Below are 19,319 nucleotides of genomic sequence, written 5' to 3' on the forward strand. Positions count from 1 at the left end.
CACACGGTCCGCTCAGTGAACCCGTCTCGCAGAGTTTACACCGGGCGTCTACCTGCGTAATTCTCTAGAAACACGCGGACGGCTTCGGCGATCTGGGGGGCGTGCTCTTCGATGAGAGCCACCGTCCCGGATTCGACGATTGCCGTTTCCACGACCGCCGCACCTGTCAGGTTCGTCTGCAAGGGGCCCAGGTTGGGCATCGAGAAGGGATCCTTCTGCGCTCCGATCAGCAGAACCGGGGCAGTCACCGAACCGATCCTCGTCTCCATGACGTAGCGGGCACAGGCTTTGTGGCCCTCCGCCGGATCAACCCGGTAGGCAAGCGCGTCCCGGATGAACCTGTCGAGTAGCGCGGTGCCTGGTTCCGGGTAGTAGGGGCGACGCATCTCCCACAGTCTGGTGAGATGGCTACCGTCTGCGGCTCGGTCGACGCAATCGATCCCACCGGGTCCCGAGTGCCCCTCGCGATAGTTGCAGTCGGTCCACGGGCACGACGAGAGCACGGCAGCGTGCACCCTCTCGGGGCGTGATGCCGCCATCTCGAGCGCCACTGCCGCACCGGTGTGGTGGCCGATGACCGTGACTCGATCGACGCCCAGGGTGTCGAGCAATTCCCACGCGCCTCGCGCATAGGTCTCGATGGTCTGCGGGCCGGGCACCGGAGCACTGTTGCCGTACCCCGGCATGTCCATCGCGACAACGAGGAAGTCGTCGGCAAGGAGTGGAATGAGCTCGCGGAACTCATCCCACGAACGGGGCGCCTGATGAAGCAGGAGAATCGCATCACCCGAACCTTGTTGCGCATAATGCAATTGCCCGAAGGACGAATCCACGTATCCGAGTTGCAGGCCGCCAGTCATCAGAACGCCGAAACCATCGGAGTATCGACGCCGACGATGTCGATCTTTGCCGAACCACCCGGATTTCCGACAGGCTCGCTACGGGTAGGCAAGATCTCGAGGAAGAAGCGCTTGTTGTCTTCCTTGAAATCCGGGTCTGCTTTCCGGTCGACGGTGATCGCCTCCACCGGGCAGGCCAATTCGCAAGCGCCGCAGTCGATGCATTCGTTCGGGTTGATGTAGAGCTTGCGATCACCCTCGTAGATGCAATCCACGGGGCATTCTTCCATGCACGATCGGTCCGTGTAGTCGATGCATGCTTCACCGATGACAAATGCCATGGCCTAACCCTCCTGTTCGGTGGAGTGTCCGGGGAAGATCTCCGCTTCCGGATCCAGCGCTGCCGCAGCGTTGTTCACCGCAGTCGCGGCTTCACCGAAACCGACGGTAATCAACCGGACCTTGCCGGGATAATCCGTGATGTCCCCGGCGGCGTACACACGCGAAACATTCGTCTCCATCCGTGTATTCACCGCGATGTGGCGATTTTCGATATCGATTCCCCACTCCATCATCGGACCGAGGTCGGCCGTGAATCCCAATGCCGCGATGACGGATTGAGCTGGCAGGGTGGACGTGCTCTTGTCTTGTTTGTGGGTGATGTCGACCTCGCCGATCCACCCGTTTCCACGTACCGCCGAGACATCGGCGTTGACGAGAACCTGGACACTGCTTTCCCGCACCTTGGCAACTGTGGACTTGTGCGCGCGGAAACGATCTCGCCGGTGAACCAGGGTGACGGACTTGGCAATCGGTTCCAGGTGAACGGCCCAGTCGAATGCGCTGTCGCCGCCACCGACGATGACAACATCTTTCCCGGTGTGCGCCGACAAATCCGGGACGAAGTAACTCAGCCCCCGATCCATGAACTCCAAACCCTTCGCCAACGGCCGCGGGGTGAAGGTTCCGATGCCGCCGGTGATGACAACCGCGCCGGCCACCACTACCTGGCCCGAGCTGGTGATGATCCGCACCCGGCCGTCGTCGTCATGCGACAGCTCACGAGCCTGCATGCCCAGAAGGTACACCGGATCGAACGGGGCAGCCTGCGCCATCAAACCCTCGATGAGGTTGCGTCCCTTGACCGAAGGGAATCCCGCGATGTCGAGGATCGCCTTCTCCGGGTACATCGCACTGACCTGTCCCCCCGGTTCCGCAAGGGCATCGATCACGGCAACCGAGAGGCCGCGGAAGCCTGCGTAGTACGCGCCGTACAGCCCGGCGGGGCCGGCACCAATGATCAGAATATCGACGCCGATCTCGTTGTCGGTCGCCGTGGAAGACGTTGTGTTCACACTCGATACGGTATTGCGCCGACGGACTCACGCAAATGAAACCGGTCCGCTCAACAGACCTCGGTAACAGTTGCGGGACACCACGAAAAGGGCCCGCCGACCTCTCGGTCGACGGGCCCAATGCTCGCAGGAATTCAGTGCGCGCAAGAATTCAGTGCACGAAGAATTCAGTGCGCGAATACCTCGGGTTCGTCTGCTGCGATCTTCTGGATGATGGTCGAGTACGCAAACCACCCCACCTTCTCGGTGCCGACTGCTTCGTAGGTCTGCGCCGCGATCTTCTCGTGCAGGACAACCGGATCACCGGCGGCTCGCGCCGTCAGCTCCGCCTGCATCGACCGCTCCATCGACACATACCACCACACTGCGCTCTCCACGGAAGTTCCGACGGTCAGATGACCGTGGTTGGTGAGGATCACGGCCTTGTTCGATCCGAGGGCATCCGCGATGCGAATCCCCTCCTCTTCGTCCAGCGCCACCCCGTGATACTCCTCGTAGATCGAGTGATCCTCGTGAAAGGCGCACGCGTCCTGAGTGATCGGCGTGAGGCGGGTGTGCAGCGAGGAGAACGCCTTACCGTTCAAACCGTGAGCGTGAACAGCTCCGATGACGTCGGGACGAGCCTCGTGAACCTTGCTGTGGATGACAAACGCTGCTCGGTTGAGCGGTCCGTCTCCGGAAATGACCGTGCCGTCCGACGCCACATGCAGCAATTCCTCCGGCTGAACCTGGGAGAAGTGCCGCCCGAACGGCGCAGTCCAGAAAGTCTCCGGATCTTCTGGGTCTCGGGCGGTGATATGTCCCGAGATTCCCTCGTCCAAACCGAATTTCGACAAAATCCGATACCCGCCGATGACAGCGGTCTTGCGACGACGCCGCTCACTCTCGATATCGGTGAACTCGGGCGGTCCCGGAATTCCGGCCTGCTCGGCAATGCTCAGCGGGTGATTCATGCTGCGCTCCTGACTATTTGACGCCGTAACGGGCGAGGTACCGCGAGGACAGAATGCGGAGAATCCGGTCGAAGATGAAGCCCATGATGCCCAGGACGATGATGCCGACGAACGTCCAGTCGATCCGGCCGTAGTTTCGAGCCTGCCAGATCATCGAACCGATACCCTGGTCGGCGGCGACGATCTCCGCCGACACGATGGTGAGGAAGCTGTTGCCCATCGCCAGGCGAGCGCCCGTGACGATGCCGGGGATCGACGACGGCAAGACCACCGTCTTCATGATCTGAAGTTTGTTGGCACCAAGATTTGCCGCTGCCTGCAGTTTGTTCTCGCTGATCGCCACAGTCGCGGCAATCGTGCTGACCGTGACGATGAATACCGAGGTGTAGAAGATCAGAACAACCTTCGACGTCTCACCGATGCCGAACCAGACGACGGCGAGAGTGACAAACGCAATAGGCGGAATGAACCGGAAGAACTCGATGTACGGATCGAGGAGCTGTCGCACGATGGAAATGCGGCCCATCAGAATTCCGACGGGAGCACCGATCACGACACCCAGGAACCAGCCGATGAGGATGCGCTGACCCGATGCGGTGATCGACGACCACAGAACGCCGCTCTCCCACAGTTCCTGTGCCGCCGACCATACTTCGGCCGGTGATGCAATGGTGGTCGGCCCGTACCACCACGCCAGGAACGACCAGATGCCCAAACCGATTGCCGCTGAGGCTGCATACATCAGCGTCGCTTTGACAATCTTGGATCGCCGCGCCGACGAACGCTTTTTTGTCTGCGCCACCTTCGCTGTTCTCACACCGGCTGAACCACCGGTCACTACAGCCGTCACAGCTCGTCCTCCTCAATGCCTTGGTTCCGCAGCGACGCAACCACTTCTGCCCGAATGTCGTCCCGCAGCTTCTCGTAGAGCTCGATCACCTCGGGATCGTTGCGGTCTCGCGGACGAGCCGCATTGACCTCGTAGACGCTCTTGATCCGGGCCCGCGGGCCGGCCGACATCACGATCACACGGTCAGCCAACGTCAGTGCCTCGTCGATATCGTGAGTCACGAATACCACGGTGCAGCGGGTGTGCCGCCAGATACGGTCGAGTTCGGTCTGCAGAACCTGACGAGTCTGAGCGTCCAACGCACCGAACGGCTCGTCCATGAGAACCAACGACGGCTGGTTGGCAAGAACTCGTGCGATCTGAACACGTTGCCGCATACCGCCGGACAGCTGCGAGGGGAACTTCGCACCCGCGTGGGGCAAGCCGACCATCGCGAGGTACTCGGCCGCGATACTCGCCTGCTCGCTGCGGTTCGCTCCACGCATCCTGGGGCCGTAGGCCACGTTCTGGCTCACGGTCATCCATTCGAACAACGCTTCGGAGCTCTGAAACACCATGCCGGCGTGGCGATTACTGCCGGCGACGACATCTCCGTCGCACACGATCTCGCCGGCGCTGGGTTCCACGAAGCCGGCCATGGACGACAGCAGCGTCGACTTGCCGCAGCCACTCGGACCGAGCAGACAGACGAATTCACCTGGCTGCACGTGCATGTCGATTCCGGCGACGATCTCCGCCGCGCCGAAGCTGATTCCGAGGTCGACCACGTCGATGGCAACACCGGTGTTCTTCTTGCCGGGGCCGGCTGTCCCCGCGCTATTCGTCGAGCTGGTCGTTGAACCACTTGTTGCGATACTCACTGTGCACCATCCTTGTACCAATCCAGAAGCATTGCCGATTCGAGATCCGGCTGGTCGCTGAGAACACCGATCGACTTGTAGAAATCTACGATCGACTGAGCCGACTCGACATCCGCAGCTTCGAGATTCACCACGGCGAAGTCGATCTCGTCCACCGCGGCAATAGTCTGATCCTCGCTGACGTTCACAGCCGCCTTGGTCGCGGCCGCTGCCACGCCCGGATCCGACTCGACCTTGCGCGTTGCCTCGTCGAGCACCTTCGCGACGGTTCGCGCTGTCTCTTCGTTGGCCGACAACCACGGAGCCGTCGTGATCGCCCAATGATGATAGAACCAGCCGTAGTCTCCGGTTACTGCCACCACGTGGCCGGTTCCCTGATCCAGGGCGGTGGCCGGCCACGGCTCCCACAGGACAAACCCGTCGATGTCGCCACGACTGAGCAGTGCGGGCATGTCCGTCGGGGTCGCCGAGATCATCTCGACCGAACCGGGGGCAATGGAGTTGGCAGCGAGGTACTTGTCCGTCGAAATCTGGCTGAGACCCGGGACGATGCCCATCTTCTTGATCGCAGCCGGTGAGTCGACACCGTTACGCAGCACGACCTTGATGTAGTCACCCGACGCCTCGTACGAGTACATCGCGCGCAACGACGGATTCTGACGCAACTGGGCGATCGTGGTCGTATCGGAGCTACCGGCGATCTGGACCTGCCCGGTCGAGAGTGCGTCGACGGCCTCGCCACCACGACCGAACTGGACGAGTTCGACGTCCAAACCGGCAGCGTCGAACATGCCTTCCTGATCCGCTACGAAGAACGGAGCGTAGGAAGCATCGATTCCGACTGCGATACGCAGTGGTCCACTTCCGGCGGAATCAGCTGTGCTTTGCGTCGCCGGGCGGCTGCATGCGCCGGTTGCAACGGTCAGCAGCAGCGCAGCCGAAACAAGAGCAGTCCTTCCAAACTTTGACAGCGAGGCCATCTACTCACACCTTTGTTTGTGATCTGTGCCGCAGTTGCGGGTCGTGGAGAGCAAACCTAGCTGTGTGTACCTACACCCGAGAACCAACCGGGTCCACCGTGCGGACCGGGGACAGGAACTTACCTCGGCGAAACACTGCACCTGGAGGAACGTGCGGACCGAAATACTTCGGTAACACGGCCCTCGATCACAATGTCCACCGAATTGTCTGCGAGCGCAGCGCACTGGCGACATTCTGCGCCGTCATCGAATAGATCGACGCACGCGCTCCGGCGCTGCCGCCGGCGACGTGCGGGCTCAGGAGGGTCGAATCGAATCCACGGAGCGGGGTCGAAATCGGTAGTGGTTCAACGTCGAACACATCGAGGGCAGCGCCGCCGACATGCCTGGAACGCAAGGCACGCGCCAATGCCGCGTCGTCGACGACAGCGCCGCGCGCCACATTGACCACGATCGCTCCGGTGGGCAACTGCGCAACTCGATGGGAATTGATCAGTCCCCGAGTTGATTCCGTAAGCGGGACGGCCAGCACCAGGATATCCGCGAGAGGCAGTAACTCGTCGAGTGACACAAACGTCGCAGCCACAGTGTCACGCGGTCTCGAACGCGCGGTGACGTAGACGTCGCAACCGAAGGCGGCAAACAATTCTGCACACCGGCGGCCGATCGAACCGACACCTACGACGCCGACCCGGCGCTGCGCCAGATCGCGGCAATCGCGCGTCAGGATGGATTCCTGTGGCCATCGACCATCGGTAACCTCGTTGTGCGCCCAGAACATGGAGCGGCACAACACACCTGCCGCGAGCACCGCCCACTCCGCAACCGAATTCGCGTTTGCACCGGGAGTATTCGCCACCGGAACTCCGGCGGCGCGCCAGGCTTCGGCATCGATGAAATTGGTTCCGGCACCAGGCTGTTGGACGAGGAGCACATTCCGGCCGAGCTCTGCTTCCTCCTTGCCCAGTGGCAGATCACCACTCCAGTCCCCCACCACGACGTCGCATGTCGGCAACTCCGCACGGAGCGCCCCCGTGGTGCGCTCAGGTAATCGAACTACCTCCGCCTCACCCCTGACGGCGTCACGGATTGCGGTACCGAGTCCGTTGTCGGCGTCGGCCGTCAGCAGAAGTACTTTCTTCACGAGAACTCCTTCGCTGTAAGACGATGACTGTACCTTCGAAAACGCGGAAGCCGGCCTCCCAATCGAGAGACCGGCTCCATTACGCAGCAGTATATTTGGCAGGAACTTCTCAGATAGCTGCCTTCGCGCTGGCTGATGCCTTTGCCAAGAACTCGAGGCTCAGCGGGTTGTACTTCGCTGCCTGCTCGTGCTGCGGCCAGTGACCGCACTCCGAGTAGAGTTCGAGCTGAGCGCCCGGAATATCCTCGGCCATCTTCTTCGCTTCCGGAACATCACCGAACGGATTTTCCTGACCCCAGACCACAAGAGTCGGCGCCTTGATGAGTGCCATTCGATCCGGGCGCAGCAGGTTCCGCTGGCGAACCTCCATCTCCTGCAAGGAAAGGAGGTTGTGGATGTTGGCGACAAAATCAGGCTGATGGTAGATCCGGTGACGAGCCTGAACCAATTCCTCGGTTGCATCGGCGGGATCATGCATGAGCAACTGCATACGTGCGCGGGTCAATTCGATGTCGTCGCTCTGGACGGCCTTCGCGGTCGACATCTTGATGCGCTCCATGACTACCGGGTTCGCGACTGTTCCGCCTGCTGCCAGCAACTGCAGCGACAGAACACGTTCGGGCTGCTCGCTGGCCAGGTAGGCAGCGACCCAACCACCGAGGCTTTCACCCACCAAGTGCACACGGTCCAGTCCGACCGCGTCGAGGTAGTTCACCAAATGCTCGACGTAGCGCGGAATCTCGTACGGGTAGTCAGGCTTGCCGGTGTAACCATGGCCGAGCATGTCGATCGCGTGAACCCGGTAAGACTCGGCGTGCGGTGCAATATTGCGTGCAAATGCCTCGAGGTGTCCGCTGGTGCCGTGCAGGAAGATCACGGCCTCGTCACCGGATCCTGCCTGCAGAGAGCGCGTGGGCACACCGCCGGCGTCGACGGTCGTCAACTCAAAATCGAGCCCGGCAAGTTCGTTCCAGATTGTCATCAGAGAAACTTCCTTTACTGAAGGTGCAGATTATGTTGTTGCGCTGTCTGTTCCAGCTGGATCGAGAATCGTGACACCCATACCGGTGAGCCACTCGGGAATCGCTTCGTAGGCAAGGCGTTCACCCGGAACGTAGTCGAGCATCGCGGCCATCATGAGCCAGGTCCGCAACTCCTGCGCACCGTTGCCCGCCTCGTCTTCGATCTGCTGCGTCGTGAACTCGGCAAGCTCACTTGCCTTGCCGCTGGCAAACAGATCAAGAATTCGGTCATCGAACTCCGGAGTGATCGCGGCATCGGCTGCGCGGATGATCTGGCGTCGCCGGACGTCGTAGTCGGACCAGTTCTCCCGGCCGTCCAGCCAGGCTTGAACCATGAAATCCTCGTCCTCACCGTGCGGATCCCGCCAGTCCGGCCAGGGCAGACGATGAGACAATCCACCGGACGCGATCACCACGACCCGGGTATCCGCCGGATACGACGCAACGGCATCCCGCAGGGCCTTCGCCACTTCCTCACATCGCTTGAACGTCGGGAGGGGCGGCGCGAATACGTTGACCACCAACGGAACTATCGGAACATCGATTCCGTCGAGAAGGTACTGAATCGCGTGAGACTGACCATGATCGATCTGCAATCGCGCCGAGTAGGCAAGATCGAACCGGCCACCTTCGATCAGCTCGTTTGCAAGGTGCCTGGCGAACTCCACGTCGACCCGTTGCGGCCCCTTGGGTGTTCCTGACTCGCCACTGGAAATGCACTCTCCGACGCCGAGAGTGAACGCCGGAATCAGATCCAGCCAGAAACCGCGAAAGTGGTTGGAGCCGAGAATCAAGACAACATCGGGTTTCGACGCCGCGATCTTCTCCCGGCTCAGATACAGCGCGTCCCGGAAGCGTTCGGCCTCCGCCTTGTGCGTCGTCTCTTCCCAATGGGTGTTCATCAAGGTGCTGTGGGAGGCACCGATACCCAGAACTATCTTCGCCATCAGTCGATTCCTACTTCCTCGAGCGAGCGGGTGACGGTGTCGAGGGCCACTCGGATCAGATACTTCGTAAATCTCTCCGCCGCAGCCAGATCCACAGTGTTCATCCCCATCGCGAAGTCCACCTCGAACGGTGCGTCGACCACCTTGGGCATACCCACCCGAATCGTCGGGATGCCGCGGCTGCGCAGGATGTTTGCGTCGGTGGCTCCACTCGCGTCGAAGAAGTCCTGATGCGGCTCTCCTTCGGCAGCTTCCCACGCGTGGACTGCGGCGCGGCGCAACCACATTCGAGGGTCGGAACCCTCACCGGGGATGGCAAGAACCTGTTCGACGTCGATCTGCAGATCCAGCGATTGTGCGATCTCCGCAACGACGGCTTTGAGTTCGCGCTTGGCCGCGGTGGGCGTCGTCCGCGGGCTGAGCCGTAGATCAACGGTAAGGCGCACCTGCTCGGGGGTGAACGACGCTGTTCGCTCCCACCCGCCGCGGATGTTGGCAACGATCCCCTGAGGCGCAACCAAACCGTCCTGATGCGCCGCCGAGTACTTCGGGAACCATTCCTCCAACTTGGCGACCACCTCGCCGGCTGCGGTAATCGCGTTGCGGTACGGCAACCGGTGGCGCGAGCCGACGTAGGTGTGCAGACCGTGCACCGTGATCTCGAACCAGGCCAGTCCCACTTCTTCCCAGGAAACCGTCCAGCCGGGCTTGGCGATCAACGCGCAGTCCGCCCACACTCCCTGTTCCAGGAGGAACGAGCAGCCGACGCCCTGGCCGGTGTTGCGTCGGGGGTTTCCGACACCGGGGCGGGCATTGGTCGGCATACCGCCGGCGCCGAATCCGAGCACCAGGTCACCGCGGAGCGGAATACCGGCTGCGGCAATTGCTTCGGCCGCCGCGACAATGCAGACGGCGTGGCCTTTGGGGTTCGACGCACCCAATCCGATCACGTAGTTCTCGTCGAACTGGGCGTGCGGCGTCAGATCCGCTCGCAGCTCATTTCCCACCCACGGCAGGTCTTCCGCCGGATCGCCGGTCGTGACGGTGTCGATCGGCGCATACAGCAACAGGTCCGGTCCGGACCCGTCACCGCGGAGCCTTCCCCACGAGTTCGCTTGCCGATCATCGAGATCCATTGTGTGGGCCTCGATTCCCGACGCTGCCAGGACCGCCGTGATGTGGCGGGCCAGCGGTGCTTCATCACCCGTCGGGCTGGGAATGTTCACCACCGAAGTGGCGAGATCCCGCAATCGCGCACGATCGACATGGGCGTAGGCTCGCTCGACCCATTCCCGGCGCTCGTCGCCTAGGCCTGCGAGAGCGTCGGCCCTCGCAGTGGTCATGGATTGACCTGATGTACCTGAGTATTGCTGCGCTCGCCGGCCATCTGCCACAGCTTGGGAACTGCCACTGCAACAGCGGCACCGATAGCGACAGCCGTCAGAATCTTGAACATGTATCTCTCCTATTCGCTGGTGCCGGTGGGAATCTGAGCGTCGGCGACAGGGGCCGAGCGGGGCGTTGGCGTCCGTCGCTCTCGGGTGGGCCTGACCGGCGCCTTGGGGGTGTGCTTGGCCGCGTCGGCGATCTTCTCGGCGTACTCTTCCTCTGCCAGATTTCGCCACGTCGTCAGCGACACGTCCGGTCGGTACAGCTTCTCCGGCGGCGCGTCGGTGACCTCGACCATCCACGCATCCTGACCCGAGAACTGACCGTGGAACAGCCAGCGGATCGCACCGAGATACTTGGCGTAGAAGCCCAATTTTGCTGCGCCGGAGACGAAGTTGACCATGAGGCCGACGTACTTGTGGTTGTCTTCGTCCACCGGGACGTAGAACTCGTAATGAATGAACTTGGGGTACGCGATGCGCAGGACACCCGGCATGGACAGTGAAGCAAAACCGGGGAAGTTCTGAGCTGCGATCACAGGATTGACATCCAGGCCGGCGCCGACGTTTCCGATCTGCGAAATCTGGGTCTCGTCCGGCTTCTTCTTCCACCACCGCTTGTTCGTCCAGGTTCCCACGCCCGGGAATTCCGCCTCCCAGTACACCTCTTCCTGCACGCGGTAGATCCAGCGTCCCTCCGGAACGATGCTCGTGATGTTCCACGTGGGCATCGGCTTGAACAGACGCCACAATGCGGTGCGGTGCAGGTACTTCGCATGTCCCTCGTCGAAACCGTTCTCACATGCGAAGCGCCAGTTGCCTTCTCGGGGCTGAATACGACCACCGACGATACCCTTGTTCTCCACCAGCTCACGCGGCAACTGGTCGTCGATGGACGGCGCCGGCTCGTTGGCGATCGGGATGTACACCCACACCAGACCGAGTCGCTCCTCGATCGCATAGGTCTGGACGTTCAGCTTGCCGCAGATCTTGGAATCCGGACCGTCGGTGATGACCGCGGCCAGCTTGCCGTCGGTGAGCCGGTACGTCCAGCCGTGGTACGGGCAGCTGACGGTTCCCGGGAACTGCTGATCGCCCTCGGACAACGGAACGCCGCGGTGCGGGCACCGATCGTGCAGGGCATAAGCCTTGCCTGCGTCGCGGATGATCGCCAGCTTTTCACCACAGATGGTGAAGCTCTTGGGGTCTTTGGTGATGTGGTTCGACCACGTGACCGGGTACCAGTAACCGCGGTATCCGCTGCCGGCTGCGTTGTAACCCGGCCATGCCGTCCAATCCTGCCGACCGGCCGCTCGTGGCCGCTCGGGCAGCGCGAACGTGGCTTCCGACGCCTCGACACCAGTCATGTGAAGTCCTCTCGACACTGAACGTTTGAATGAAACAGATCTTGGGTGAGACTGCGGTCTACGCCAATGGATTCGGTTCGCTCAGCAGACCCGGACCACCACAGCGGTTCCGACGGCACACAGCACGCCATTGTCCGAATGCTCCCGCAACGCCAAAGTTATTTGGTCACTGTCGATTTGGGACACTTCACCCGACACCTCGAGTGTGGTTCCGACGGGCGCGGGCGCACGATTCTGCCAGGAGACTGACACAACTCCTTCGTATCCACCGGCAAAGTGTGACGCGGCACGAAAGAACAGCGTGCCCTGCAACTGGGCCATGACCACCGGGGCGGACAACCCCTCCGTCTGTGCATAGGAGGCGTCGTAGTGAATACGGTGCGAATTGTGCGTCGACGCCCCGAATCGAAGGATCCGAACCGGATCGCAGACCAAGGTTACCGATTCGATCGGCGTGCCCACGACTACTGTTTCGGTCATCGGACGATGAACTTCTCGACGACCTCGGCAAATGCGCCGGACTGCGCACCCCGGTAAGTCTTGGTGACCGAGAGCAGCAGAAACTCGTCCGGAGCCCGGCCCTTGGTCGTCGCAGTATCGAGTACGCGCCCTACGACGACAGCCTCATCCAGCGGGGCCGGTCGCAAGAACGTCACACTCTGCCCGCCGGCCATCAAGCGCACGTCGATACCGTCTGTGCCCGGCACTTCGTCACGGAACATGCCGTCTGCTCGGTACTCTCGATCGGAGCCGCCTTGCGGTCCTCGCAAAAGCGAAGGCAGATACATCGGATGGACGGCAAATGCCGGGTGCTCCGGGTCGAGAAATCGGGAGTCCGTCTCGGCGGTGGCAACCGCAAACGCAACCGACTCCGCCGGACGCACTGGTCCCAGCTCTCTCGTTTCCCGCGTACCGATCATCGCCTCCGCGCGATCACGCGCGTGCTCGAGTTCTGTTCTCATGCCAGCACGCTAGGCATTCGGAAGTCTCACAGCCACGAACCGGGTTCGCCTGCCGGACCGCAATACTTCCCATACCGCTCACCTCGAGGTCAGGTATAGCCATGGCTGATCAACCGAAGAGCTTGTACGCCAAAGCAGATGGCGTCACATTCCATTACTACGACCTCGGCGAGGGCGACCCCACGATTTTCCTGCACGGAGGCGGCCCCGGCTGCACTGCGTGGTCCGACTTCGGGCCGGTGGCACCGCTCTTCGCCTCGGATCGACGAGCGATTCTCGTTGATCTCCTGCAATACGGTCGGTCCGACAAGTGCACCATCACCGGCCCCATGTGGGACTTCCACGCCGCCAAGATGGTTGCCCTGATCGACGAGCTCGGAATCGAACGCGCAGACTTCGTCTGCAACTCGTGGGGCGGCACCATAGCGCTCAATCTTGCGGCAAAGTACCCGGAACGCGTTCGCTCCCTGGTGATCACGGGCAGCATGCCCGTCTTCTACGGACCACTCGCGCCGCTCCCCGAGGACGGCCGTCGTGGTCGCAACGCCCGCGACGTCTACTACGGCGGCACCGGCCCCACCCTCGAAAAACTCCGCACCTTGATCACCAGCCTCGAATGGTTCGACGGATCGAAGTTGCCCGCCGAAACCCTCCAGATGCGATACGAGCAAAGTCTCGACCCCGAAGAAATGGCCCTGGCTGCCTCGGCGGACTCACCTCGTGGCGATTGGCAGGATCTCACAGCTGAACTCGGCCAGATCCAGGCGCCGACGCTCTTCGCCTGGGGCATGCACGACGCATTCCTCACCCCGGACTACCCGCTCATGCTGGCGCGGATGATACCCCACGGCCATCTCTACATCATGGACAAGGCGTCGCATCATCTTCAGGAAGAGCGACCATACGACTACTACAGTGTAGTTTCGGGTTTCCTTGACCAACAGCACAACTGAACGAACGGTGATCGCCCCGACGGGCGGTGCACGAATCCGATTGGTACTGCTTCTCGGAATTCTCACCGCCCTCGGGCCGTTCACCGTCGACATGTATCTTCCTGCGCTGCCACAGATCACGCAAGAATTCGGCACGTCGGACACGATGGTTCAGCTGACCCTGACGGGCACACTGCTGGGTCTGGCTTTCGGCCAGTTGCTCATCGGCCCAATGTCCGACATCTACGGACGTCGACGTCCCCTGCTCGTGGGCACAGTAATTCACGTCGGCGCGTCGTTGGCCTGCTTCTTTGCTCCGTCCATCGAAGTCCTCACTGCGCTGCGAACCCTGCAAGGTTTCGGCGCCGCTGCGACGGGCGTGATCGCGATGGCGATCGTTCGTGATCTATTCACCGGACACGATGCGGCGGTTGTACTTTCGCGACTGATGTTGGTCATGGGCGTAGCGCCCATCCTGGCTCCCTCCATCGGTGGGGCACTGATGTCCGTAACACAGTGGCGCGGAGTCTTTCTCGCTCTCTTCATCCTGGGCATCGCGATGATCGCACTCGCGGCAGTATCGCTGCCGGAAACACTTCCACCCGAAAATCGGTCGGGCAAGGGCATCGGTTCCATCGCGCGAAACTACATTGCGCTCGGCCGTGATGCCCACTTCATGGTGTTGGTGCTCGTGTGCGGTCTCGGCCGCGGCGTTTTGTGGTCGTACATCGCCGCGTCGTCCTACGTGATGCAGGAACAGTTCGGACTGAGCGCCACCGCATACGGATTTGCCTTTGCCGGCGGCGCCGTCGTTCTGATCGGTTCGTCCCAGCTCAACGTCGTGCTTCTCGGCCGGTGGTCGCCGAATTCCATCACGATCTGGGCGATGTGGGGCAGTAGTGCCGTCGGCGCTGCATTTGTTGTTGTTGCCGCCACCGACTCGTGGGGATTCGTCGGGTTTGCCGTCCCCATCCTGCTGATGCTCTGCGCAACGGGTTTTGTCATGCCCAATGCACCGGCGGTTGCACTGTCCCGCCACGGAGAAGCCGCAGGCTCAGCAGCCGCGCTGATCGGATTTGCGCAGTTCGGCGCTGCCGCTGTTGTTGCGCCCATCGTCGGTCTTCTCGGCAACACCAGTCTTGCCGTTGCCATCTCCATGACCGGGGCTTCGGTTCTCGGCGTGATCGCGCTGCTCTGCGTGCGTCGATAGAACGGTTATGCCGAGCGTTCGAGAACCGATACCTTCCGGCTGATTCCCGCGGCCGCCGCGCGCAACGGTTCGGCAAAACGCTCGGTATCCATTCGATACCGCGGACTCGACACACCGATCGCGGCAACTGCTTCACCGTGTCCACCGAAGATCGGGGCAGCGATACTCGATGTTCCCAGGCGAACCTCTTCGGTCTCGACCGCCAACTGCTGCGAACGAACAGCGTCGAGTTGCCTGCGTAACCCGGCTTCCGAGTTCACCGTCCGATCGGTGAACTCGACAAATCCGTTGCCTGTCACCGCTCGAAAAACGGAATCCGGTGAGTACGCGAGTATCGCTTTGCCAGTTGCCGTGGCATACATCGGCAGCCGGCCGGCCACCCGCGACGGCAGGTCCACCCCGTGATGACCGGAGATCTTGTCGATGTACAGAACATCGAGGCCGTCGCGAATCGCGAGGTGAACCGTCTCCCTGGTCGCCGCGTGAAGATCCTGCACATACGTCAAGGACACCTCGCGCAGAATCCGTTGACGAGGCACCAACTGCCCCAGTTCGAAGAGCCGTAACCCCAACCGGTACTTGGTGCCGACCCGTTCCAGTAGACCGAGAGACACCAGTTCACCGGCTATTCGATGCACCGTCGCTTTCGCAACACCACTTCGATTCGCAAGTTCGGTCAGCGACAGCGCACCCGAAACCGCATCGAAGGAATCGAGTATCAGGCGCGCTTTCCCCAGCAACGAATGCATCGCCGAGCGCCTCCAGTACACAGAATGTGGTCCACCCAGCGGACCAAGTCTGCTCCAGTCTACTGAGGCATTAGATCTCCGCGCCCACGAATTGGCTGTTGTACAGACGGAAGTACGCGCCGCGGGATTCGAGCAGAGCCTCATGGCTCCCCTGCTCCACGATCCGGCCTTCCTCCATCACCACGATCAGGTTCGCATCACGAATTGTCGAAAGACGGTGCGCGATGACAAAACTGGTGCGGTCACTGCGCAGAACCGCGGTGGCGCTCTGAACCAGTAGTTCGGTGCGTGTGTCCACCGAACTGGTCGCCTCGTCGAGGATCAGAATAGACGGCTGCGAGATGAAGGCGCGGGCGATGGTGATGAGCTGCTTCTCGCCGGCACTGACGTTGCTGCCTTCCTCGTCGATGACCGTGTCGTAACCCTCAGGCAGAGAGTGCACGAACTTGTCGACGTAGCTCATCTCGGCCGCGCGACGAATCTCCTCGTCGGTGGCACCGGGCTTGCCGTACGCGATGTTCTCGCGGATGGTTCCACCGAACAGCCACGCGTCCTGCAGAACCATACCGATGCGTGAACGTAGATCGTCTCGCGTCATGTCGGCGATATCGATACCGTCCAAAGTGATTCGGCCCGAATTGAGTTCGTAGAACCGCAGGATGAGGTTGACGAGGGTGGTCTTGCCTGCCCCGGTGGGGCCGACGATCGCAACCATCTGGCCGGGCTCGGCGGTCAGGGACAAGTCCTCGATCAGCGGCTGTTCCGGCTTGTAGCTGAAGGTGACGTTCTCGAACTTGACGCGGCCCTTGTCAACCGTGGGCGACTTCGCGCCCTTCGGGTCCTCCGACTGCTCGTCTTGGTCGAGCAGCGCAAAAACACGCTCGGCCGAAGCGACACCGGACTGCAGCAGATTTGTCATCGACGCGATCTGCGTGAGCGGCTGGGTGAACTGACGCGAGTACTGGATGAACGCCTGCACGTCGCCGAGCGTCATCGTTCCGGATGCGACGCGCATACCACCCACCACTGCGATGGCAACGTAATTGAGGTTGCCGAGGAACATCACGGCCGGCATGACCAGACCGGAGATGAACTGCGCCTTGAAGCTCGACTCGTACAGATCCTCGTTCTGCTTGCGGAAGCGCTCCTCGACCTCGTGCTGGCGGCCGAACACCTTGACCAACTCGTGACCGCTGAATGCTTCCTCGACCTGTGCATTGATTCCGCCGGTGCTCTTCCACTGCGCGACGAAGTGCTTCTGCGAACGTTTCGCGATGAACGCCGTGACCATGATCGACAGCGGAACAGTTGCCACTGCAATCAGGGCGAGCAACGGTGAGATCCACAGCATCATCACCAGAATGCCCAGGACGGTCATCACCGACATGACCAACTGGCTGAGCGTCTGCTGCAAGCTCTGCGCGACATTGTCGATGTCATTGGTCACGCGCGAGAGTACGTCACCGCGGGCATGGGTATCGAAGTACCGCAAGGGAAGTCGATGAATCTTCTGTTCGACGTCCTCACGCAGCCGGCGAACGGTCCGTTGCACAACGATGTTGAGCAGATACGCCTGCAGCCAACTGAACAGCGACGCGCAGACGAACAGCAGCAGCACGATCATCAAGACCTTGCCGACCGCGTCGAAATCGATTCCGGTTCCGGGCACAACGGCCATGCCGGACACCATGTCGGCGAGTTGACCCTGCCCCGAAGCGCGCAATCCTTCGACAGCCTGTTCCTTTGTCGTCCCCGGCTGGAGTTGCTTACTGACGATGCCGTCGAAGATCAGATTGGTGGCGTTTCCCAGGATCTTCGGCGCGATCGAGGAAAGTACGACGCTTGCCGTCACCAAAGCGAAGATCAGGATGACGATCGGCTTGTCCGGGCTCAAGCGACCGAGGAGACGCTTGAGCGAAGGGCCGAAGTTCATGGCCTTCTTGGTGGGATCGCCGCCGCCGGGCGGGCCGATGGGAGGCGAGGAAGTCGGTCGATTACTCATGATGCGTCCTGTACGGCTAGCTGAGAGGCGACGATTTCGCCGTAGGTGGGACAACTGACCACGAGTTCGTCGTGCGTGCCGATCCCCACGATGGCGCCGTCGTCGAGCACGATGATCTGATCGGCCTCGACGATGGTGGAGATACGCTGCGCGACAACGACTATGCAGGCGTCTTGCGTGACCGGCCGGAGCGCCGCACGCAGCCGTGCGTCGGTAGTGAGGTCGAGTGCCGAGAAGGAATCGTCGAACAGATAGATCTGCGGCTTACGCACCAACGCTCTCGCGATGGCGAGTCTCTGACGCTGACCGCCCGATACCGTCGTACCGCCTTGTGCCACCGGTGTGTCCAGGCCTTCTGGCATGGCGCGGACGAAGTCGGCAGCTTGGGCGATCTCGAGGCACTCCCACAGCCATTCGTCGGTAGCTTCGGGGTTTCCGTAGCGGAGATTGGTGGCGACAGTGCCGGAGAACAGATACGGCTTCTGCGGGACCAGACCGATCACCGAGCAGAGCATCTCGGTGTCGATGTCGCGGACGTCGACGCCGCCCACCGATACCGATCCGGAGGTGGAGTCGATCAAACGCGGAATCAGGTTGAGCAGAGTGGTCTTTCCCGACCCGGTGCCGCCGATGATCGCCGTCGTCTTGCCTGGTTCGGCGCGGAAGGTGATGTCGCGCAACACTGGCTCCTCGGCTCCGGGGAACTGGAACTGAGCTCCACGAAGTTCGACGACGCCCGGGTCCTTCAGTTCTCGGACCGGGTTCTCGGGCGGAATCACCGACGAATCCGTGTCGAGCACCTCGGAGATACGTTCGGCGCACACCGACGCACGCGGCAGCATCACCGCCATGAAGGTGGCCATCATGACGGCCATCAGGATCTGCATGATGTAGCTGAGCATCGCGGTGAGCGAGCCGATCTGCATCGACCCCTCGTTGATCTGATGGCCACCGAACCAGATGACCGCGACGCTGGTGACATTGCTGATCAGCATCACGAGCGGGAACATCAGTGCCATGAGGCGGCCGACGCCGAGTGCAGTCTCCGTCAGTTCGCGGTTGGCGTCGCCGAAACGCTCTACCTCGTACGGTTCCCGTACAAACGCTCGGACGACGCGGATGCCCGTGATCTGTTCGCGAAGAACACGGTTGACGGCGTCGAGGCGGCCCTGCATGACCCTGAATCCGGGGACCATCCGGGCAATCAGGAAACCCATCGAGACTACGAGGAGCGGGACGCTGATCCCGAGGATCCAGGAAAGATTCAGGTCCTGTCGTAGAGCCATGATGATGCCGCCGATACACATGATCGGAGCCATGACGAGGATGGTGCAACTCATCACGACCATCATCTGCACTTGCTGGACGTCGTTGGTGTTGCGGGTGATCAGCGAAGGCGCACCGAAGTGCCCGACCTCCCTGGCCGAGAACGTCCCGACCTGATGCAGCACCGACGCTCGGAGGTCGCGCCCGACGCCCATGGCGACTCGTGCTCCGAAGAAGACGGCACCCACCGAGCACAGGATCTGCGTCAGCGTGACCATCAGCATCATCCCGCCGGTGGAGAGGATGTAGCCGGTGTCGCCTTTGGTCACGCCGTTGTCGATGATGTCGGCGTTGAGACTCGGAAGGTAAAGGGCCGCCATAGTCGAAATAAACTGCAGGACGACAACGCCCGTGAGTTCACCCCGGTACGGCGTCAGATAAGTGCGCAGCAGCCTGATCAGCATAGTGAGCGAAGGTTACCAATCCTGGCCGA

The 19,319-nt window shown here is 61.6% G+C and carries 19 protein-coding genes; 2 read left to right on the forward strand and 17 right to left on the reverse strand.

Translation table 11 applies throughout. From position 1 onward, the window contains the following. Positions 1–35: 35 nt before the first annotated feature. The 14 genes from EEB12_RS13450 to EEB12_RS13515 all read right to left on the reverse strand — a co-directional run bounded on the left by EEB12_RS13450 (position 36) and on the right by EEB12_RS13515 (position 12,667). Positions 36–860, reverse strand: coding sequence for an alpha/beta fold hydrolase (locus EEB12_RS13450; protein WP_021342540.1), 825 nt, complete (start codon positions 858–860; stop codon positions 36–38). Beyond that, positions 860–1,180 carry a DUF362 domain-containing protein gene (locus EEB12_RS13455; protein WP_021342539.1) on the reverse strand — a complete coding sequence of 107 codons (321 nt, stop codon included), beginning with the start codon at positions 1,178–1,180 and terminating at the stop codon, positions 860–862. The genes EEB12_RS13450 and EEB12_RS13455 overlap by 1 nt, the downstream gene beginning before the upstream one ends. Positions 1,181–1,183: 3 nt before the next feature. After that, positions 1,184–2,194, reverse strand: coding sequence for an NAD(P)/FAD-dependent oxidoreductase (locus EEB12_RS13460; RefSeq protein WP_141487938.1), 1,011 nt, complete (start codon positions 2,192–2,194; stop codon positions 1,184–1,186). Positions 2,195–2,361: 167 nt separating this feature from the next. Further along, the gene (locus EEB12_RS13465) at positions 2,362–3,147 is read right to left on the reverse strand and encodes a class II aldolase/adducin family protein (protein ID WP_070385912.1); all 786 of its coding nucleotides are present in this window, start codon (positions 3,145–3,147) and stop codon (positions 2,362–2,364) included. A 13-nt stretch (positions 3,148–3,160) separates the two neighbouring features. Next, positions 3,161–3,997, reverse strand: a complete 837-nt coding sequence (locus EEB12_RS13470) for an ABC transporter permease (protein WP_021342537.1) — start codon at positions 3,995–3,997, stop codon at positions 3,161–3,163. Beyond that, entirely contained in the window at positions 3,994–4,857 is an 864-nt protein-coding gene (locus EEB12_RS13475; RefSeq protein ID WP_007731623.1) for an ABC transporter ATP-binding protein, read from the reverse strand. The genes EEB12_RS13470 and EEB12_RS13475 overlap by 4 nt, the downstream gene beginning before the upstream one ends. After that, positions 4,854–5,837: an ABC transporter substrate-binding protein gene (locus EEB12_RS13480; RefSeq protein WP_141487939.1), complete on the reverse strand. Its 984-nt coding sequence runs from the start codon at positions 5,835–5,837 to the stop codon at positions 4,854–4,856. The genes EEB12_RS13475 and EEB12_RS13480 overlap by 4 nt, the downstream gene beginning before the upstream one ends. 187 nt (positions 5,838–6,024) lie before the next feature. Continuing rightward, positions 6,025–6,981 (reverse strand): NAD(P)-dependent oxidoreductase, encoded by a 957-nt coding sequence (locus EEB12_RS13485; RefSeq protein ID WP_141487940.1) that lies wholly within the window; start codon positions 6,979–6,981, stop codon positions 6,025–6,027. 109 nt (positions 6,982–7,090) lie between these two features. After that, complete coding sequence (locus EEB12_RS13490) at positions 7,091–7,963, reverse strand: alpha/beta fold hydrolase (RefSeq protein WP_141487941.1); 873 nt, start codon at positions 7,961–7,963, stop codon at positions 7,091–7,093. A 30-nt stretch (positions 7,964–7,993) separates the two neighbouring features. Further along, the gene (locus EEB12_RS13495) at positions 7,994–8,950 is read right to left on the reverse strand and encodes a 3-(2,3-dihydroxyphenyl)propionate dioxygenase (RefSeq protein ID WP_007731630.1); all 957 of its coding nucleotides are present in this window, start codon (positions 8,948–8,950) and stop codon (positions 7,994–7,996) included. Then, positions 8,950–10,293, reverse strand: coding sequence for a M20 family metallopeptidase (locus EEB12_RS13500; protein ID WP_007731632.1), 1,344 nt, complete (start codon positions 10,291–10,293; stop codon positions 8,950–8,952). Before EEB12_RS13500 ends, EEB12_RS13495 begins: the two co-directional genes overlap by 1 nt. Positions 10,294–10,415: 122 nt before the next feature. Further along, positions 10,416–11,705 carry an aromatic ring-hydroxylating oxygenase subunit alpha gene (locus tag EEB12_RS13505; RefSeq protein WP_007731634.1) on the reverse strand — a complete coding sequence of 430 codons (1,290 nt, stop codon included), beginning with the start codon at positions 11,703–11,705 and terminating at the stop codon, positions 10,416–10,418. An 81-nt stretch (positions 11,706–11,786) separates the two neighbouring features. Continuing rightward, on the reverse strand, positions 11,787–12,185 hold the full coding sequence (locus EEB12_RS13510; RefSeq protein WP_019746497.1) for a hypothetical protein: 399 nt from the start codon (positions 12,183–12,185) through the stop codon (positions 11,787–11,789). Further along, the gene (locus EEB12_RS13515; RefSeq protein ID WP_141487942.1) at positions 12,182–12,667 is read right to left on the reverse strand and encodes a hypothetical protein; all 486 of its coding nucleotides are present in this window, start codon (positions 12,665–12,667) and stop codon (positions 12,182–12,184) included. Before EEB12_RS13515 ends, EEB12_RS13510 begins: the two co-directional genes overlap by 4 nt. Before the next feature lie 101 nt (positions 12,668–12,768). Here EEB12_RS13515 and EEB12_RS13520 point away from each other — a divergent pair, with 101 nt between their 5' ends. Together EEB12_RS13520 and EEB12_RS13525 are read left to right on the forward strand one after the other, a co-directional pair. Continuing rightward, a complete protein-coding gene (locus EEB12_RS13520) occupies positions 12,769–13,620 on the forward strand; it encodes an alpha/beta fold hydrolase (RefSeq protein ID WP_141487943.1) in 852 nt (283 codons plus the stop codon). 7 nt (positions 13,621–13,627) lie between these two features. Next, positions 13,628–14,809 (forward strand): multidrug effflux MFS transporter, encoded by a 1,182-nt coding sequence (locus EEB12_RS13525; RefSeq protein ID WP_133728637.1) that lies wholly within the window; start codon positions 13,628–13,630, stop codon positions 14,807–14,809. A 5-nt stretch (positions 14,810–14,814) separates the two neighbouring features. Here the strand turns inward: EEB12_RS13525 and EEB12_RS13530 are convergent, their stop codons facing one another. The 3 genes from EEB12_RS13530 to EEB12_RS13540 form a co-directional block, all read right to left on the reverse strand. Continuing rightward, positions 14,815–15,558, reverse strand: coding sequence for an IclR family transcriptional regulator (locus tag EEB12_RS13530; protein WP_141487944.1), 744 nt, complete (start codon positions 15,556–15,558; stop codon positions 14,815–14,817). Positions 15,559–15,628: 70 nt separating this feature from the next. Further along, the gene (locus EEB12_RS13535; protein WP_020968186.1) at positions 15,629–17,560 is read right to left on the reverse strand and encodes an ABC transporter ATP-binding protein; all 1,932 of its coding nucleotides are present in this window, start codon (positions 17,558–17,560) and stop codon (positions 15,629–15,631) included. After that, the gene (locus EEB12_RS13540; RefSeq protein WP_141487945.1) at positions 17,557–19,290 is read right to left on the reverse strand and encodes an ABC transporter ATP-binding protein; all 1,734 of its coding nucleotides are present in this window, start codon (positions 19,288–19,290) and stop codon (positions 17,557–17,559) included. The genes EEB12_RS13535 and EEB12_RS13540 overlap by 4 nt, the downstream gene beginning before the upstream one ends. Positions 19,291–19,319 lie beyond the last annotated feature (29 nt).

Source organism: Rhodococcus sp. WS1 (assembly GCF_003797745.1).
In the GTDB taxonomy this organism is placed as follows: domain Bacteria; phylum Actinomycetota; class Actinomycetes; order Mycobacteriales; family Mycobacteriaceae; genus Rhodococcus_F; species Rhodococcus_F erythropolis.

What these genes read in the sequence shown, in the direction of transcription:
- EEB12_RS13450 (WP_021342540.1), bottom strand. Translation starts at nt 860, where the DNA reads ATGACTGGCGGCCTGCAACTCGGATACGTGGATTCGTCCTTCGGGCAA.
- EEB12_RS13455 (WP_021342539.1), bottom strand. Translation starts at nt 1,180, where the DNA reads ATGGCATTTGTCATCGGTGAAGCATGCATCGACTACACGGACCGATCG.
- EEB12_RS13465 (WP_070385912.1), bottom strand. Translation starts at nt 3,147, where the DNA reads ATGAATCACCCGCTGAGCATTGCCGAGCAGGCCGGAATTCCGGGACCG.
- EEB12_RS13480 (WP_141487939.1), bottom strand. Translation starts at nt 5,837, where the DNA reads ATGGCCTCGCTGTCAAAGTTTGGAAGGACTGCTCTTGTTTCGGCTGCG.
- EEB12_RS13490 (WP_141487941.1), bottom strand. Translation starts at nt 7,963, where the DNA reads ATGACAATCTGGAACGAACTTGCCGGGCTCGATTTTGAGTTGACGACC.
- EEB12_RS13495 (WP_007731630.1), bottom strand. Translation starts at nt 8,950, where the DNA reads ATGGCGAAGATAGTTCTGGGTATCGGTGCCTCCCACAGCACCTTGATG.
- EEB12_RS13500 (WP_007731632.1), bottom strand. Translation starts at nt 10,293, where the DNA reads ATGACCACTGCGAGGGCCGACGCTCTCGCAGGCCTAGGCGACGAGCGC.
- EEB12_RS13505 (WP_007731634.1), bottom strand. Translation starts at nt 11,705, where the DNA reads ATGACTGGTGTCGAGGCGTCGGAAGCCACGTTCGCGCTGCCCGAGCGG.
- EEB12_RS13510 (WP_019746497.1), bottom strand. Translation starts at nt 12,185, where the DNA reads ATGACCGAAACAGTAGTCGTGGGCACGCCGATCGAATCGGTAACCTTG.
- EEB12_RS13515 (WP_141487942.1), bottom strand. Translation starts at nt 12,667, where the DNA reads ATGAGAACAGAACTCGAGCACGCGCGTGATCGCGCGGAGGCGATGATC.
- EEB12_RS13520 (WP_141487943.1), top strand. Translation starts at nt 12,769, where the DNA reads ATGGCTGATCAACCGAAGAGCTTGTACGCCAAAGCAGATGGCGTCACA.
- EEB12_RS13530 (WP_141487944.1), bottom strand. Translation starts at nt 15,558, where the DNA reads ATGCATTCGTTGCTGGGGAAAGCGCGCCTGATACTCGATTCCTTCGAT.
- EEB12_RS13535 (WP_020968186.1), bottom strand. Translation starts at nt 17,560, where the DNA reads ATGAGTAATCGACCGACTTCCTCGCCTCCCATCGGCCCGCCCGGCGGC.
- EEB12_RS13540 (WP_141487945.1), bottom strand. Translation starts at nt 19,290, where the DNA reads ATGCTGATCAGGCTGCTGCGCACTTATCTGACGCCGTACCGGGGTGAA.